The following is a 13,280-nucleotide window of genomic DNA, read 5'->3' as shown; positions in this document are numbered from 1 at the left end:
TATTATCTTAGTGTTCACCAATATGGATATGGCCGGATCCGGCCGATTCATCGGCTTGGCCAATCTAGTCAGGGCCTTCAAGGAGGACACACTGTTTTACCGTTCATTGGTTAATACGCTTTACTTTGTGCTCGTTTCGGTTCCGCTTAGCTTGTTCGCATCTTTTGGGATTGCCCTGTTGCTCAATCAAAAGCTCAAGGGAGTGGGCTTCTTTCGAACCAGCTTCTACATTCCCTATATCACCTCTGGTGTTGCGGTGACGTTGCTCTGGGGATGGATTTTCAACTCCCAATTTGGACTTGTGAATTATTTTCTATCTCTGTTCGGCATCAATGGGCCTAGTTGGTTGAGTGATACCAGATGGGCGATGCCGGCGATTATCATTATGGGGATTTGGACGATTGGCAATTCCATTATCATTACTCTCGCAGGACTGCAGGATATACCGGAAGCCCTGTATGAAAGTGCTGAAATAGATGGGGCCAACAGTTTCGTGAAAATCACCCGGATTACTTTGCCGTTGGTAACGCCAACGCTTTATTTCAACCTGGTCATGGGGATCATCGGCGGCTTCCAAATTTTTATGCAGCCCTACATTTTGACCGAAGGCGGTCCCAGCTATGCAACCTATACGTATATGATGCATATTTACAACAGCGGCTTTAAATATTACGAAATGGGTTACGCTTCGACCTTGGCCTGGTTATTGTTTATCGTCATCATGATTATTACTCAAATCGTAAACCGGACCTCCAGACACTGGGTATATTACGATAACTAATATGAGAGGTGCAGCCATGGAGGCTTATTATAGAAGTAAAAAAAACACCGACCGGATTACCACCGTGTTGAGTTATTTGGTGTTAACGGTCGTAGCTGTTATTTTTATCTTCCCATTTATATGGATGATTTCCACTGCTCTTAAAATTCCTTCAGAAGCTTATACCCTGCCTCCCAAAATCATTCCGAAGACGTTCACATGGAACAACTTCGTTGAAGGATGGCAGTATGCGGATTTCACCCGGTATACATTGAACACCCTAACCGTAACGGTGCTTGCCACGCTAGGAACCGTTATTTCGGCTTCTTTGGTCGCTTATGGCTTTGCACGATTTAAATCCCGGTTTAACGGTGTACTGTTTACTGTCGTGCTTGCGACGATGATGCTCCCCAGTCAGGTGACTCTGGTTCCGACCTACCTCTTGTTTACCAAGCTGGGCTGGTTGGACACGTTAATGCCTTTGATTATTCCCTCCTTTTTTGGTGGAGGTGCGTTTAATATCTTTCTGCTGCGGCAATTCTTCAAGACGATTCCGAAAGACCTAGATGAAGCCGCATATATTGACGGCGCTAATGCTTTTCAGATCTATTACAAAATATTGCTGCCTGCTATCAAACCAGCTTTGATTACGGTGGGTCTCATGTCGGTGACCTTCCATTGGAATGACTACATGTCTCCACTGATCTATTTAAACAGTGATCATAACTTTACACTGGCAATCGGTTTGCAATTTTTCCAGAATTCCTTCGGTTCCTCACAGATTCAGATGCTGATGGCGGTATCCTTAATCACGGTCATTCCCGTACTCATTTTATTCTTTATCGGGCAAAAGTATTTTGTTCAGGGGATCACCATGACCGGCATCAAAGGTTAATTTCCAATGATTTGGTCTTATCATCATCTCTATTTATATTTGGACCGGTATTGAGCTTGGGATATTTCCTTGGCGAGGTACCGGTCATTTGCTTGAATTGTCTGCAGAAGTGCTCTACATTTCGATATCCGCACCGTTCCGCAATCTCTGCAACTGTGTAGTGACTATGTATGAGGTATTCTTTAGCTAAGCGAATGCGGCATTGAATCACATCATCCATACAAGAAAGTCCGAAGGTCTTCTTGTAGATGACTTGAAGATACCCTGGGCTGATGCTCAAAATTTCAGCCATTTCTGACACGGTCCAGGGGTGGGCAGGGTTATTATGAATGGCTGCCCGCAGCTTGATCAGGTTATAGTGCTGAGGAGCAATGTCTTCGCGGAAGTAAGACTCCAGCAATTTATTAAACAGCGTTCGGAGCAGATGATCAATGGACGATCTCCTGTAGTCTTTGTTGAATGAGTTCTCGATGACCAGCAGCTGGAACAGCTTGTGACAGTATTCAGGGTCATCTAATGGAAAGGGAATTCCAAAGGGCAAAGAGGATTCAATCACGTAAGGTTCATCGGTTTCAAAGCGGATCCAGTCATTGATATATTGTTCAGCACAAGCCCGGTAATATATTTTTTGATGCGGCTTATAAAGCACTGCACAGTGGGGCGGATATTCCTTCAAGCTTCCCTCTACCCAAAATAATGCGGGAGTTTGCGTGATGACTAATAACCAACAATCATGTCCATTCGGAATGTCAAAGACAAACTGGCTGTTATGTGTTGCATCGTACTCGACATAAAAAATGTTTGTCATCCTTTTCACCTTCGTGATTTTGTTTTTATCTATTATAAAGGGACAACTTTTGGACAACTATTGAAATATGAATAACGGTTCGTCGTCTTTTCAGGGGCCATTTCTGAAACATGGAGGGGCCTCTTTCATTTTTGTCCAAACCTGTTTTAAAGGGATAGGCAGCGTGGTGAATCTGAGTCACTCATTCATTGAGGTGTTACTTAATATATGTTAGTATTAAATTATGTAACATTATGCGGAGGGATTCTCTGTGGAGTTTGTTAATCCGATTCGAGACCTTGAAACCATTCAGGCGATGAAGGAGGAGTTGCGTAAACATTCGGTTCGAGACTTATTACTGTTCGTGCTGGGGATTAATACAGGTATCAGTTTGATCGATTTGCTAAATCTGACAGTCGAGGATGTGTGGGACGGGGAGAAGCCGAAGCAGTTCCTTTACGTGAAGAATGAACGAACAGGGGAAGATCAGGCGCATTATCTCAACTGCAATATCGGGGAAATTTTGAGGGAGTATTTGAGCATGATCGATTGGCAGCCAGGGGACTACTTATTCAAGTCCAAGAAGGATTGCCGGCCGATTACCCGCCAGCAGGCTTATCGCATTATTAATCGTTCGGCCAGAGAGGTGGGCATTTCGGAGAAGATCGGAACGCATACTTTGCGCAAGACCTTTGGTTATCATGCCTACTATAAAGGGGTGGCCATCTCGATCATTAAGTCGATCTTGCATCATCACTCTACCGCTGAAACCCTAAAGTATCTAGGGATTGATAAAAATGAAAGGTTGCCGATCAAAGTGGACGTTAATTTGTAACATTCCCGTTTGGCCATGACAAATCACAAAAAAACTCTCCACATAAAGCATGCGGAGAGTCTGTTATCCCTCATTCGTTAATATTCCCTTTTGCCTACTGTTCTTCTACGGCGACCCGATTCATCGCGGTTTGAATGTCCACATTTTTGAGTTCGTTGACGATTCCGTCTTTGACCAGGACCTGAAGCGTTTCAGCGTCCTTCATAAAGCGGAAGATGCCATTATCGAAATCCGTATTGGCTTCCTTGAAGAAGATCCCTTCATATTCGGCATCCTTGAGGTGGTTAAAGCTTAAGGTAAAATGATCGCCGTCTTTAATCAAGTAAGCACGAACTCCCTTTTCATAAATCCCTTCCTCGTCGGGAATATAACGGGCAACGGAAATCAGATGCAGGTCCACAAAGGGGATCTCCCGGATCAAGGCATTGATAATGGACCCTTTCGTCATTTGTTCCCAACGGCTCTGGGCCGTCTGTCCAAGGATGATTTGAGTAATGTTCTTCTCTCGAGCCACTTCGGCAATGACCTTATAAACAGGGCGGCTTTCATTGTCTTTCATAATAAACTGTGCTGTTGGGTGGGAATTGGCATACTCTTTCCACTGTTCGATATGAAATACCTTATCTGCATCCAATTCGTCGAAAGGTTTGGGATCTACCGTCAGTATATATAGCGGGGCCTTCATCAGGTTAGCAATTTTGCAACCACGTTTGATTAGTCGTTCTCCGTTCGGCCCATAATAAACGCAAACCAGAACACTTTCATTACATGGATGATCCATTTTGTATTATTCACCTCAAAGGATAATAATAGAGCGTTGCAATAAACTACGTACGACTATAATGGATGTTTCATCCCCCGTCAAATCGTATAATCGTCAGATTGATTCTCAGGTAAGGAGGATTGCGCTTGGTTACATTCTATACCTTCATTTTTCTTCCGTTGTTAAGTGCTATACTCGTACCCTTTCTGTATAAATACTTGAATCGTCAAGTCCATACAGGATGGTTTGTGCTCATTATCCCCCTATCCATCTTCGTCTATTTATTACAATATATACCCGATGTTGCAGGCGGGAAAACCTATGTCTATACGTTGCCGTGGATTCCGACGTTAGATATCCAGTTGACTTCTTATGTGGATGGACTAGGTCTCTTATTTGGGCTTCTGATTTCGGGTGTAGGGGCTCTGGTTATTCTCTATTCGGTCTTCTATATGTCCAAGGAGCGGGAGGCGCTCCATAACTTCTACATCTATTTGCTGATGTTCATGGGGGCCATGCTAGGCGTCGTATTCTCGGATCACCTTCTGGTCTTCTACGGCTTCTGGGAGTTGACCAGCGTGTCCTCGTTCTTATTGATCTCGTATTGGTTTGAGCGGCGAAGCTCCCGACAAGGCGCGTTGAAGGCGATGTTGATAACCGTGTTTGGCGGAATCGCCATGTTAGCGGGATTCATTATGTTGATTATGATGGCGGATACCTACAGCATTCGAGAATTGATTGCGAACGTGGATTTGATTCAAAATCATGTTTTGTTTATTCCGGCAATGCTGTGCGTGTTATTGGGGGCATTTACGAAATCGGCACAGTTCCCCTTTAGCATATGGCTGCCGGATGCGATGGAAGCACCCACTCCGGTCAGCAGCTATCTCCATTCCGCAACGATGGTGAAGGCAGGCATTTACTTGGTGGCGCGAATGACACCGATCTTTGGCGGCAGCTCGGTCTGGTTCTGGCTGGTCGCTGGTGTGGGGCTGATTACGCTGCTTTACGGTTCCTTAAGTGCGCTCAGACAGACCGATCTTAAAGCGCTCTTAGCTTATTCTACGATCAGTCAATTAGGATTGATCATGTGTTTGCTAGGGATCGGCTCGCTGGCAGTTTATTTTGGGCCTGGGGAGAGCGGAACGGTCTTTACGGTAGCCACCTTTGCCGCCCTATTTCATTTGTTTAACCACTCCACGTTTAAAGGCAGCTTGTTTATGGTCGTGGGCATTATTGACCATGAGACCGGTCGGCGGGATATTCGCTATTTGGGCGGCTTGCTGCAGGTGATGCCGGTGACGTTTACGATCGCCTTGGTTGGCGGTCTATCGATGGCTGGGTTACCGCCATTTAACGGCTTTTTGAGTAAGGAAATGTTCTTTGCAGCGGTCAATGAAGTTGCTGAGGCGGGAATCTTTGGGCTTAGCCATATCGGCTTATTGTTCCCGATCGTGGCTTGGGTAGCCAGCATATTCACCTTTGTGTATTGTATGATTTTTATCTTCAAAACCTTCGGCGGCAGCTTCCGTCCGGAACGATTGACGAAAGAAGTGCATGAAGCCCCTTTGGGAATGCTGATCTCACCGATCGTTTTGGGTGTGCTCGTGATTGTGATTTTCTTCTTCCCGAATGTTCTCGGAAAATATATTTTAACGCCCGCTTTGAACGCGGTATTGCCGATGATGTCTGTGACGGCCTATGATCTCAAAATCAGTGCGTGGCATGGCCTAAACCTTGAATTGCTGATGACCGTGGGCGTCATCCTCTTGGGGGTATTCCTCTTTCGGACAACGAAACGATGGATTCCGGCCCTTCGAAGCTTCCCGCAGAAGCTGACGCTAAATCACTGGTTTAATCAGGGGCTGGAAGGATCCGAGAAGTTCTCGCGATCGCTGACCGATGGATATATGACGGGTTCGCTGAGACATTATCTCATTTATATCTTTTCATTTTTTGTGATATTGCTAATGGCTTCCCTATTAGGATTCTATGGCTTGAGTCTTGATTTCTCCAAGGATGCTCCTATCGGGATCTTCGAAGCCGGACTGGTGGTGGCAATGATCATCGCGGCCTTCACCGTCTTGTTCGCCTCGAATCGTATCGTCGCAATTGTAGCTTTGGGGGCGATAGGGTATATGATTTCGATGTTCTTCGTCATCTTCAGGGCTCCTGATTTGGCATTAACGCAAATGGTGGTGGAGACGGTGACCACGGTTCTGTTCTTGCTGTGCTTCTACCATTTACCGAAGCTGAAGAAGAGCATCGAACGCCTATCGTTTAAGCTGACGAATCTGATCATTTCCATGGCGATGGGATTAACGGTAAGTCTCTTGGCTTTAGCTGCGAACGGACATAAGCTGTTCGAGCCAATCACCTCGTTTTTCGAAAATGCCTATGAGCTGGCCGGGGCCAAAAATATCGTCAACGCCATCCTCGTGGATTTCCGCGGCTTTGACACCATGCTGGAGATATCCGTGCTGACGATCGCCGGGCTGGGCGTCTATCTCTTGGTTCATCAGCGTTCCAAAAGGAGGGAACCCAATGAAACCGAATGATGTGATTTTAAAAAGCGTCACCCGCGTGGCGGCCGTCATTATCTTAACCTTTTCGATTTACCTGTTCATGAACGGCCATCATCATCCGGGCGGCGGATTTATCGGCGGGCTGAGCACGGCATCGGCCATAGTTCTTTTGTACTTGTCCTATGGGATCGAGAAGGTGAGAGAGAATATCCGCATGGATTTTAAGAAGCTCGCGGCGATTGGGGTGCTGATTGCCGTGTTCACCGGCATGGCCGGGGTGATCTTCGGCGAGCCGTTTCTGACTCAAACCTTCGGCCACGTGGAGTTGCCGATATTCGGGGATACCGAGCTGGCCTCCGCGCTGATTTTTGATACGGGGGTTGCCTTGGCGGTCATAGGGACGGCGGTAAATATCATTCTAAGCATAAGTGAGGATCGATAAATATGGAGACACTCATCGTTATACTCGTCGGGATATTCGTATCGATCGGCACCTATTTGATCTTATCCAAGCAATTGCTTCGCATCGTGTTGGGAGCGTCGATTGTGAGCCATGCGGTGAATTTATTGCTGCTTACCTCCGGCGGACTGAAGCGGGGGAGCGCCCCCCTGTTGGGCGAGAAGGAAGCCGGTTTTACAGATGCGATGCCTCAAGCTTTGATCTTGACGGCCATCGTCATTAACTTTGCCGTGACGGCACTAGTTTTAGTTTTATGTTATCGGGCCTATCAGCATTTCGGGACAGATGACATGGAGCGATTAAGGGGACATGAGCATGAATAACTGGTTGATTGGTCCGGTGATTATTCCCCTGATCATGGGGATGCTTCTCATTGTTTTTCACAAAAACCTCCGGCTTCAGCGGATCCTTAGCTTGCTTGCTCTGTTGGCGACGTGTGCGGTATCCCTCCTGCTCATTCATCAGATCAAGACGGGTGGGATTCAGACGCTGCAGCTCGGCGGTTGGGAAGCCCCTTACGGCATTAGCTTCGTTGGCGATATGTTTAGCGCGTTACTGCTGCTTGCCACCTCGGTGGTTTCGATCGGGTGTTTGCTGTATGCCTTCCCGTCGATCGGGCGGAAACAGGAGAAGCTCTATTTTTATCCGTTGTTTTTGTTCTTGATCGCCGGCGTGAACGGGTCTTTTCTGACAGGGGACTTATTTAATTTATATGTCTTCTTCGAAGTATTTCTGGTCGCGTCGTATGTGTTGATCACGATGGGGGGAGCACGGCGGCAGTTTCGTGAGGCGCTAAAGTACATTTTCACGAACATTATTGCTTCGGCGTTCTTCCTAATGGGGGTTGCCTACTTATATTCGATGACAGGCACGTTAAACCTCGCCCACTTGTCGATCCGGATCGCTGAGGCTGGTCAGGACGGGTTGATTACCACCGTAGCCTTGCTGTTCCTGATCGTGTTCGCCTTAAAGGCTGGGTTGTTGCTCTTCTTCTGGTTGCCAGGTTCCTATAGCGTACCGCCTACCGCCATTGCGGCCATCTTTGCGGCGCTACTCACCAAGGTGGGGATTTATGCCATCTTTCGGATGTTTACGCTCATCTTCTATCATGAGCCGCAGATCACTCATTTGACCATAGGAATCTTGGCGGCGGTAACGATGATTCTTGGAGGGCTTGGGGCGGTAGGCTTCGGGGATTTGAAGCAAATCCTCACCTACAATGTGATTATCAGTGTTGGGTTTATCCTGCTTGGTCTGGTCTCGATGACAGAGGAAGGCATGATGGGCTCTATCTACTATTTGATGCACGATATTCTGATCAAGGCCTTGATCTTTCTCATCGGCGGGACGGTGGTCTATCTGACGGGGACCAGCAGGTTACAAAACATCAGTGGTCTGATTCGACTTCACCCACAATTAGGTTGGATGTTCCTGATCGCCGCATTATCGATGGTCGGAATTCCCCCGCTCAGCGGCTTCCTCGGCAAAGTGTTTACGATTCAAGGAACCTTCGAGTCTGGGGATTATTGGCTAGGGGGCATCGGTCTGGCCGCCAGTATGTTGATTCTATATTCCATGATCAAATTGTTCATGAGCGTCTTCTGGGGGGAGACCATTCTGTGCGTCGATGATGAGAAGGGTACGACCAAGGGGCTTATCCTTCCGATCGCGCTGTTGACCGCTGCTAGCTTGGCCTTAGGGATTGGTGCTGAAGGGGTGGCGGGGTATGTGACCCAGGCGGCACAGGAATTGCTTGATCCAAATCGATATATCCATGCTGTGATGGATTAAAGGGGGGACAGCCATGCCCATTCAGGTGCTGCTTAACATCTTTATTGCTTATCTGTGGATGTTTCTGCAGGATGAAACGAGCATTATCAACTTTATTGGCGGTTACATCGCCGGGTTGTTTATCCTGTTTTGCATCCGCCGTTTCTTTAATAAGCCGTTCTACCTCTTTACATTGGCAGCGGTAGGCAAGCTATTTGTGATCTTCATTTATGAACTGGTGATCTCGTCGATGATGGTGATGAAGCACGTGCTCCGTCCCAAAGTCGATGTGAAGCCGGGGATCTTTAAGGTGGAGACGGATTTGGAAGGGGATTTGGAAGTGACCCTGTTGTCCTTGCTGATCTGTCTGACACCGGGCTCCGTTGTGATGGAGATTACCCCGGATGCGAAGACACTATACATTCACGGACTGAATATGCCAGAGTCCAAAGATTCGGTACTGAAGTCCAAATCCGTGTTCGAGAAAGCGATAAAGGATGTGACCCGGAAATGATTTTTCAGACGATCTTGATCATCGCGTTATGTCTGTTACTGGCGGCGATCTTAGCTAACTTGTACCGCGTCGTCAAAGGTCCGTCCAGTGTGGATCGGATCATGGCGCTGGATTCCATCAGCATCAATTTAATTGCGAGTATCGCGGTATTCTCGGTATTGCTGCATACGCATGCGTTCTTTGATCTTATCTTGCTGATTGGGATTTTATCCTTCATCGGAACGGTGGCGTTTGCCCGGTTTATGGAAAGGGGTGCGGTCATTGAGCGGAAGCGGTGAAGTTGTAGGGGCGATTCTGATCCTCGCGGGGGCTGTCTTCAGCTTGATTAGCGCGATTGGCAATTTGCGTTTACCGGATGTGTACACAAGGTCTCATGCTGCATCGAAAAGTTCTACATTGGGTGTGCTGTGCGCTATGGTTGGCACTTTGCTGTATTTTATCATCGCCGAAGGCTATTTCAGTATTCGCCTGATCTTGGGGATCTTCTTCGTCTTTCTGACGGCTCCGGTGGCCGCCCATGTCATCAGCCGTGCCGCCTATCGTCACTGCGTGCCGTTAGCGGAGGAAACTGCCCAGGATGAGCTTCGAGAATACTACCAGCAGGATGAGAATTTCGAGGGGGAAGATCAGGTAGAGCCGGTGGAGCAAGAGACGGTGCTTCAAAGTACTTCCTAAGCCGATATTCGCCCATGTGAGGATTGTCATAGATGACAGTCGTTAAAATTTTAGATAATAATGAAGCGGCACAGGCCGCAGGAATCACATTGGTAAAAAGGGGCAAGTAGTATGGCTGTTCATCGGGGACCCGTAGATCAAGACGTGGTCATTGAGAAGGTTCGGAGTTTATTTACATGCCGGGTGTTGTGGAGCGAAGGGCGTCCCTGCCTGGAGTACGACAGCCGGGAAGAGCTCGATCGGATCTCTGAATACGTCAGAACGAATTTTGGGATGGAGCTGCTTGATGTTTTCTTTACGGCAGTCGAGAGCTTGCCGGATGATGATTAATGGAATAATCGCTTTGTAGTTAGCACCCTTAGGGGTGCTTTTTTCTATATGGAACGAAGTTCCAAGGGGATGAGGGAATGTCCGGCTCTGTCGGAGAGACCCTATCGTTAAGGAGGAGCTGGTGATGATTACGGTACTGAATACAGATGGTCGGGAATTAACTCCTTGTACCCTGGACCGAGCTTGGCGGGAGGTGAATCGATCGCGTGCCGTTTGGATTAATGAGCAGACCATTCAGTTGTTATACAACCCTTTTCTGTTCCGGAAATATCGGAAGGTCGCCCTAAAAAGAGACCGTTACACCTGCCTGTGGTGCGGACAGCCTGCAACAACGGTGGATCATCTGATCCCCTCCAGCAAGGGCGGTTCGGATCTGCCGCGCAACCTTATTGCCTCCTGCGGCGAGTGCAACTCAAGACGGGGGAATCGCCCGGCGTGGGAGTATTTTAGAGAGAAGATGGGTTTCATTCCCCGTCCCCTCAAGCTTGGTTTTCATATTTTGATAGCTTTAGGCTGCTCAAAGATCAAACCAAGATCTCATTAAATAATTCTATAACCGGAAAGAAAGGATTTCCCGGCACTTGGGTGGAAATCAGTAGTGTACGATCAAAACGATTGGCGCTAGGGGAGCGAACGCGCCTGTCGGCTGGGGTTAGATTCGGCTATTCCGGGTATATTAATTATGAAGACTTGATGAACTAAATTGACAGTGAGAATCATTAGCATATAATAATTAATATAAATAACCAGAAGAAAACAATAAAGATAAGAAGGAGAGTTCAAATCATGTCGTTGATTGGAAAAGAAGTATTGCCTTTTAAAGCTCAAGCCTATCACAACGGGAAATTCATCGAGGTTACCAACGAAGATTTCAAAGGAAAATGGAGCGTTGTTTGCTTCTATCCAGCAGACTTCACTTTCGTATGCCCAACTGAGCTGGAAGACTTGCAAGATCAATACGCTACTCTGAAGGAGCTTGGCGTTGAAGTATATTCCGTTTCCACGGACTCCCACTTCGTGCACAAAGCATGGCATGACAGCTCCGAAGCGATCGGCAAGGTTACTTACATTATGATTGGTGACCCAACTCACACAATTTCCCGTAACTTCGATGTATTGATCGAAGAAGAAGGCGTAGCTGACCGCGCTACCTTTATTATCGACCCGAACGGCGTGATCCAAGCGATTGAAATTACCGCTGGTGGTATCGGACGTGACGCAAGCACGCTGATCGACAAGATCAAAGCTGCTCAATACGTTCACAACCATCCAGGTGAAGTGTGCCCGGCGAAATGGAAAGAGGGCGCCGCTACTTTGAAACCAAGCCTTGACTTGGTAGGCAAAATCTAAGGAGACCCACTATGAAACTGGATGCAGACATTAAACAACAATTAGAGCAATATCTTCAGCTTCTGGAAGGGAATGTTCTGCTGAAAGTCAGTGCCGGAACCGATGCGGTTTCGAACGATATGATGGACCTCGTGAACGAGTTGTCCACCATGTCGGATAAAATTACCGTCGAGCAAACGAGTTTACCCAGAACCCCCAGCTTCAGTGTAAATCGCGTGGGGGAAGACACCGGCATCACCTTTGCCGGTGTTCCTCTGGGCCATGAGTTTACTTCCCTGGTACTGGCTTTGTTGCAAGTCAGCGGAAGACCACCTAAGGTAGAGCAAAATATCATTGATCAAATCAAAGCGATTAAAGGTGAATACCGCTTTGAAACCTATGTGAGCTTGTCCTGCCACAACTGCCCGGACGTCGTTCAGGCGTTGAACCTGATGAGCGTGCTCAATCCTGGCATTTCCCACACCATGATCGACGGTGCGGCTTATAAAGATGAGGTCGAGAGCAAAGAGATTATGGCTGTGCCAACGGTATTCTTGAACGGCGAGTTGTTCGGCAATGGCCGGATGTCCGTTGAGGATATTTTGGCGAAAATGGGTGCCTCGGATACGTCGGCGTTTGAAGGCAAAGAACCTTTCGACGTGCTTGTCATCGGCGGCGGACCTGCGGGCTCCAGCGCAGCGATTTATGCTGCACGCAAAGGCATTCGTACCGGGATCGTGGCAGAACGCTTCGGCGGCCAAGTCAACGACACCTTGGGAATCGAGAACTTGATCGGTACGAAATATACCGAAGGTCCGAAGCTCGCAGCAAGCTTGGAAGAACATGCGAAGGAATATGACATCGACATCATGACGTCGCAACGGGCCAAGAGTCTTCGCAAGAACGACTTGGTTGAAGTGGAATTGGAGAACGGTGCTGTGCTGAAGAGCAAGACCGTGATCATCTCCACAGGGGCACGTTGGCGCAACATGAATGTACCGGGCGAAGCGGAATTCAAGAACAAAGGCGTGGCTTATTGCCCGCACTGTGACGGTCCGCTGTTCGCAGGCAAACGTGTGGCTGTTGTTGGCGGAGGGAACTCCGGCGTAGAAGCAGCCATCGACCTGGCGGGCATCGCATCGCATGTAACCGTGCTTGAATACATGTCAGAGCTGAAAGCAGACTCGGTTCTGCAAGATCGTCTGAACAGCTTGCCAAATGCGACTGTTATTAAGAACGCGCAAGTGAAGGAAGTCACAGGCGACAGCAAGGTGAACGGACTGACTTACATCGACCGGGAAAGCGGCGAAGAGAAGCATCTGGAGCTGGAAGGCGTATTCGTTCAAATCGGTCTCGTACCGAACACCGAATGGCTGGAAGGCACACTGGAACGCACCCGGATGGGCGAGATCATCGTCGACAACCGCGGAGCTACAACGATTCCAGGCGTATTTGCCGCCGGCGACTGCACGAATACGGCTTACAAGCAAATCATCATTTCCATGGGATCTGGCGCGACGGCAGCATTAGGTGCTTTCGATTACCTTATTCGCAATCAATAAAATATGGCGTTATCGATAAAGCCCGCTCATTGAGCGGGCTTTTTTGGTGTGCAAATCTAACGTTTTTTGACTATA

Annotated in this window: 16 protein-coding genes; 14 read left to right on the top strand and 2 right to left on the bottom strand. The window is 47.9% G+C overall.

Annotation, left to right across the window (positions count from 1 at the left end):
• Positions 1–28 precede the first annotated feature (28 nt).
• Positions 29–781, top strand: a complete 753-nt coding sequence (locus C812_RS17045; RefSeq protein ID WP_244268345.1) for a carbohydrate ABC transporter permease — start codon at positions 29–31, stop codon at positions 779–781.
• 16 nt (positions 782–797) lie between these two features.
• Entirely contained in the window at positions 798–1,655 is an 858-nt protein-coding gene (locus tag C812_RS17040; protein WP_016313901.1) for a carbohydrate ABC transporter permease, read from the top strand.
• Here C812_RS17040 and C812_RS17035 read toward each other — a convergent pair.
• Positions 1,645–2,463: a helix-turn-helix transcriptional regulator gene (locus C812_RS17035; protein ID WP_016313900.1), complete on the bottom strand. Its 819-nt coding sequence runs from the start codon at positions 2,461–2,463 to the stop codon at positions 1,645–1,647. The two genes, C812_RS17040 and C812_RS17035, sit on opposite strands and share 11 nt — an antisense overlap.
• A 250-nt stretch (positions 2,464–2,713) precedes the next feature.
• Here C812_RS17035 and C812_RS17030 point away from each other — a divergent pair, with 250 nt between their 5' ends.
• Positions 2,714–3,277, top strand: coding sequence for a tyrosine-type recombinase/integrase (locus C812_RS17030; RefSeq protein WP_016313899.1), 564 nt, complete (start codon positions 2,714–2,716; stop codon positions 3,275–3,277).
• Positions 3,278–3,371: 94 nt separating this feature from the next.
• Here C812_RS17030 and C812_RS17025 read toward each other — a convergent pair whose 3' ends face one another.
• Entirely contained in the window at positions 3,372–4,058 is a 687-nt protein-coding gene (locus C812_RS17025) for a universal stress protein (protein ID WP_016313898.1), read from the bottom strand.
• A 128-nt stretch (positions 4,059–4,186) separates the two neighbouring features.
• Here C812_RS17025 and C812_RS17020 point away from each other — a divergent pair, with 128 nt between their 5' ends.
• The 11 genes from C812_RS17020 (at position 4,187) to ahpF (ending at position 13,205) form a co-directional block, all read left to right on the top strand.
• The gene (locus C812_RS17020) at positions 4,187–6,598 is read left to right on the top strand and encodes a Na+/H+ antiporter subunit A (RefSeq protein WP_016313897.1); all 2,412 of its coding nucleotides are present in this window, start codon (positions 4,187–4,189) and stop codon (positions 6,596–6,598) included.
• Entirely contained in the window at positions 6,585–7,007 is a 423-nt protein-coding gene (locus C812_RS17015) for a Na(+)/H(+) antiporter subunit B (protein ID WP_016313896.1), read from the top strand. The genes C812_RS17020 and C812_RS17015 overlap by 14 nt, the downstream gene beginning before the upstream one ends.
• 2 nt (positions 7,008–7,009) lie before the next feature.
• Positions 7,010–7,348 carry a Na(+)/H(+) antiporter subunit C gene (locus C812_RS17010; RefSeq protein ID WP_016313895.1) on the top strand — a complete coding sequence of 113 codons (339 nt, stop codon included), beginning with the start codon at positions 7,010–7,012 and terminating at the stop codon, positions 7,346–7,348.
• Entirely contained in the window at positions 7,341–8,816 is a 1,476-nt protein-coding gene (locus C812_RS17005) for a Na+/H+ antiporter subunit D (RefSeq protein ID WP_036625682.1), read from the top strand. Before C812_RS17010 ends, C812_RS17005 begins: the two co-directional genes overlap by 8 nt.
• A gap of 13 nt (positions 8,817–8,829) precedes the next feature.
• Positions 8,830–9,309 carry a Na+/H+ antiporter subunit E gene (locus C812_RS17000; RefSeq protein ID WP_016313893.1) on the top strand — a complete coding sequence of 160 codons (480 nt, stop codon included), beginning with the start codon at positions 8,830–8,832 and terminating at the stop codon, positions 9,307–9,309.
• Positions 9,306–9,587, top strand: a complete 282-nt coding sequence (locus tag C812_RS16995) for a Na(+)/H(+) antiporter subunit F1 (protein WP_016313892.1) — start codon at positions 9,306–9,308, stop codon at positions 9,585–9,587. The genes C812_RS17000 and C812_RS16995 overlap by 4 nt, the downstream gene beginning before the upstream one ends.
• The gene (mnhG, locus tag C812_RS16990; RefSeq protein ID WP_036625680.1) at positions 9,571–9,984 is read left to right on the top strand and encodes a monovalent cation/H(+) antiporter subunit G; all 414 of its coding nucleotides are present in this window, start codon (positions 9,571–9,573) and stop codon (positions 9,982–9,984) included. Before C812_RS16995 ends, mnhG begins: the two co-directional genes overlap by 17 nt.
• 111 nt (positions 9,985–10,095) lie before the next feature.
• Entirely contained in the window at positions 10,096–10,314 is a 219-nt protein-coding gene (locus tag C812_RS16985; RefSeq protein WP_016313890.1) for a hypothetical protein, read from the top strand.
• A 124-nt stretch (positions 10,315–10,438) separates the two neighbouring features.
• Complete coding sequence (locus C812_RS16980) at positions 10,439–10,858, top strand: HNH endonuclease (protein ID WP_016313889.1); 420 nt, start codon at positions 10,439–10,441, stop codon at positions 10,856–10,858.
• A 242-nt stretch (positions 10,859–11,100) separates the two neighbouring features.
• Positions 11,101–11,664: an alkyl hydroperoxide reductase subunit C gene (gene ahpC / locus C812_RS16975; protein WP_016313888.1), complete on the top strand. Its 564-nt coding sequence runs from the start codon at positions 11,101–11,103 to the stop codon at positions 11,662–11,664.
• Positions 11,665–11,675: 11 nt separating this feature from the next.
• Positions 11,676–13,205 carry an alkyl hydroperoxide reductase subunit F gene (gene ahpF / locus C812_RS16970; RefSeq protein WP_016313887.1) on the top strand — a complete coding sequence of 510 codons (1,530 nt, stop codon included), beginning with the start codon at positions 11,676–11,678 and terminating at the stop codon, positions 13,203–13,205.
• The last annotated feature ends 75 nt before the right edge of the window (positions 13,206–13,280 follow it).

This window comes from Paenibacillus barengoltzii G22 (assembly GCF_000403375.2).
GTDB lineage: Bacteria > Bacillota > Bacilli > Paenibacillales > Paenibacillaceae > Fontibacillus > Fontibacillus barengoltzii.
The sequence above is the reverse complement of the archived record's forward strand: the minus strand, read 5'-3'. Positions and strand labels throughout refer to the sequence as shown.